2 protein-coding genes are annotated in these 2,674 nt (G+C 53.3%); both read right to left on the bottom strand.

What is annotated here, in order from left to right:
• Positions 1–353 precede the first annotated feature (353 nt).
• Positions 354–1,895 (bottom strand): DUF3868 domain-containing protein, encoded by a 1,542-nt coding sequence (locus ACFO6W_RS22100; protein WP_380000560.1) that lies wholly within the window; start codon positions 1,893–1,895, stop codon positions 354–356.
• A gap of 4 nt (positions 1,896–1,899) precedes the next feature.
• Positions 1,900–2,502, bottom strand: a complete 603-nt coding sequence (locus ACFO6W_RS22105) for a DUF3575 domain-containing protein (protein WP_380000562.1) — start codon at positions 2,500–2,502, stop codon at positions 1,900–1,902.
• Positions 2,503–2,674: the final 172 nt, after the last annotated feature.

The following is a 2,674-nucleotide window of genomic DNA, read 5'->3' on the forward strand; positions in this document are numbered from 1 at the left end:
TATGAATTTTCTTAATCGTTTTTTTGTTTTCTGACTGTTTTTCTTAATCGTTTTTTTCGAACTGTTTCTCTTAACTGTTTCTAGTTTCTCTTAATTATTTCTTCTTTCGCTTAGCTGTAACTGTTTCTTCCAGCTATGTTTAAATCGTTCCTTCCCTGATCTTTACGGCCCTCCTGTTTCCCTGTTTTGTTAATACGTGTTGATACTTTTGTCCGGGTTGTTTGTTTCATTTTCATTCCCTGGTATTATTATGAATAGCTTTTTATTGCGGTACCGGCCTGCAAACCGCTGCCTGCCGGCTTTCCCCCTGCCGGCGCGCCGTATGTCGACGCAGGCAGGTTTGCGGGGACGGTTTACCGGTTTTTATACCGTTCCATTTTCTGATTATCGGCCCGTTTGACCGCCACTTCCTCCAGGTTGCGGGCTGCTTCCTCACTGCCGGCTGTTTTCGCCCGGTTAAACAGGGCTTCGGCTTCATCCAGTTCCCCTGCCAGCAGGCGTATCACGCCCAGGTTGTTCAGTACGGCCGGATGGTTGCCGCCGGGGGCTGTGCCGGCTATCCTGTCCAGCAGGCGCCCGGCGCTATTCGGTTCCCCGTTTTCGATCAGCAGCGCCGCCGCGTTGACGTTTGCCGTTACATCACCGGGATAGTATCCTGGGATCGCCTCGAGCAATATATCCGTATACTCCTTCGTGCCTTTGCCGTAACTCCGGGCCAGGTTGTAAAGCTCCAGCTGGGACAGGTCTTCCGGTTTGCGGCTGAACAGCGACTTGCTTTCTTCGAGAGTGTAATCCCTGACCGTATAGTCGACCCGGTATTCCACCCTGCGGAGTTCGGGGAATATCTCCCGGAGCATCTGCCGGTAGGGCGCACCGTTCGCCAGGCGCATCAGGGCGACTTCGCGGCCGGCCGTTATTCCCGTGGTGGCAATAATTTCCAGTACCTTGTCCCTGTATTCCATACCGGAGGCCTGTACCTGTACGACCAGCCCGTCCCAGTCCTCGGCCACATGGCTTACCTTGAAAAGGCCCCCGTCGAATCCGAACTTCGTTTTCAGGTAATCCCTCAACGCCAGCGACCGTTCTTTCGATAAACGCTCGTTGGTGGCGTACAGCCCGTCGGGGGAAGCATAGCCTTCGATAAACAGGCCGGTGATCACCGCATCGGGGTTGTTTTTCACATCCGAGACGGCCTGGCTGATCCTGGCCAGCTTCGGGGCATTCCGGCTGAAACCGGGATCGATGTGCGAACTGTCTGCCTGGAAGTCCAGGAAGGCTTTGCCCCGGAGCTGGCGCGCCTTGGTTTCCCTGTCCGGTACAAGGAAGGATACCGCGGGGCTGGCCTGGTAGGGCACATACGCTTCCATTTCCACCTTATCGCTCAATGACAGCGCATACAGCCGTGATTCCTGCCTGTAACCCGTTACCTGCTGGTAGAGCACGAAACGGGCGGAACCCAACCAGGATTCATAGGGGATTTTCAGCTTATACAGAAGTGTCGTATCGGTGGACTGCCGGGTATTTACATGCATCTGCGGACGATGATAGGCGGACCGCTTATCTGCTCCCGCAAGGGCGAAAGAGCGTTCGTTCAGTTTCTGGCGTTCATCCCCGTCGATCAGTATATAGGGAAGGGTCAGGGTTTTGCTGTCCGTATTGTTTCCAGCCCTCAGTTCGGGAATCAGCAGCATCGATTGACTGCCGGTAACGGCCTGGCCCTGTATGTGTACCGAAAAGCTTAATAACAGGCTGTCACCTTCCTGTTTCAGCCCGGCGCTTTCGACCTGCAGTCGGCCTTTATAGAGGTCCTTGTTCTGTGCCGGCAGGCTGAGCGCCGCCAGCAGGAAAAATACAGCCGGTATATGGGAAATATGGAATCGTTTCATACGTTTCATTGTCTTATTTGATTATATAGATGATGGATATACCGGCCTTGGTAGGCCCGAAATAATGCTTGCTGCCGCTCTCCAGCAGCTTGCCGCAGGTTTTGCACTCATACCTGTCATAGTCCGAATAGGCAAACCCGAAGCCGAAAGTGGCTTCCAGGTTCCAGCGGGGGGAGAGCATCCAGTGGTAACCGTAGGAAATGCCCGCCCCGAAAAGGTTGCCCCGGTAACGGCTGGTCTCCAGGTCCGGATACAGGTCCAGCGGCAACTTGATGGCCCCCACATTGTAATTGGCATAGAGCGCATGCACACCGATGAAATGACTGAAAAACGGTTCGTAAACCCAGTAACGGAGCTCCGGCTGCACCAGTATATGTTTCAGCTTCCTGTTCCCGCTATAGGTGAAGGGGTTGTAATTAACCGGCAGGTCCAGCGTATAGCGGCTGTCCAGCTTAACCTCCACCCCCAGGTTGAAAGTGGTGGTAGCATCGTACAATAAATTGGTCTTGACTGCCAGGTGCGGCGAGGACAGCGGCAGGTTGCCAACTACGTCCTGCCCCCGTACGGATACCAGGGCAATCGCCAGAAGCAGAAATAGGATTACGGATTGTTTCATAAAATATATAGGTATTATTTAGTTGACTTCATGTTGTTCATTGTTTGCCGGTTCACTGCTGTATGACGGTTATTTCCGCCTTGTCCATCCACTGTTCGTAGTCCAGGGATATACGGTAAGGGTAATCGATGGCCGCCCGGCCGGTTGCCTGCAACAACTTTTTTATATGGTA

Origin of the sequence: Dysgonomonas termitidis (assembly GCF_042654545.1) — a bacterium.
Lineage (GTDB): Bacteria > Bacteroidota > Bacteroidia > Bacteroidales > Dysgonomonadaceae > Dysgonomonas > Dysgonomonas termitidis.

Bases quoted from the DNA above. Each gene is read 5' to 3' on its own strand.
- ACFO6W_RS22100 (WP_380000560.1), bottom strand. From the start codon at position 1,895: ATGAAACGTATGAAACGATTCCATATTTCCCATATACCGGCTGTATTT.
- ACFO6W_RS22105 (WP_380000562.1), bottom strand. From the start codon at position 2,502: ATGAAACAATCCGTAATCCTATTTCTGCTTCTGGCGATTGCCCTGGTA.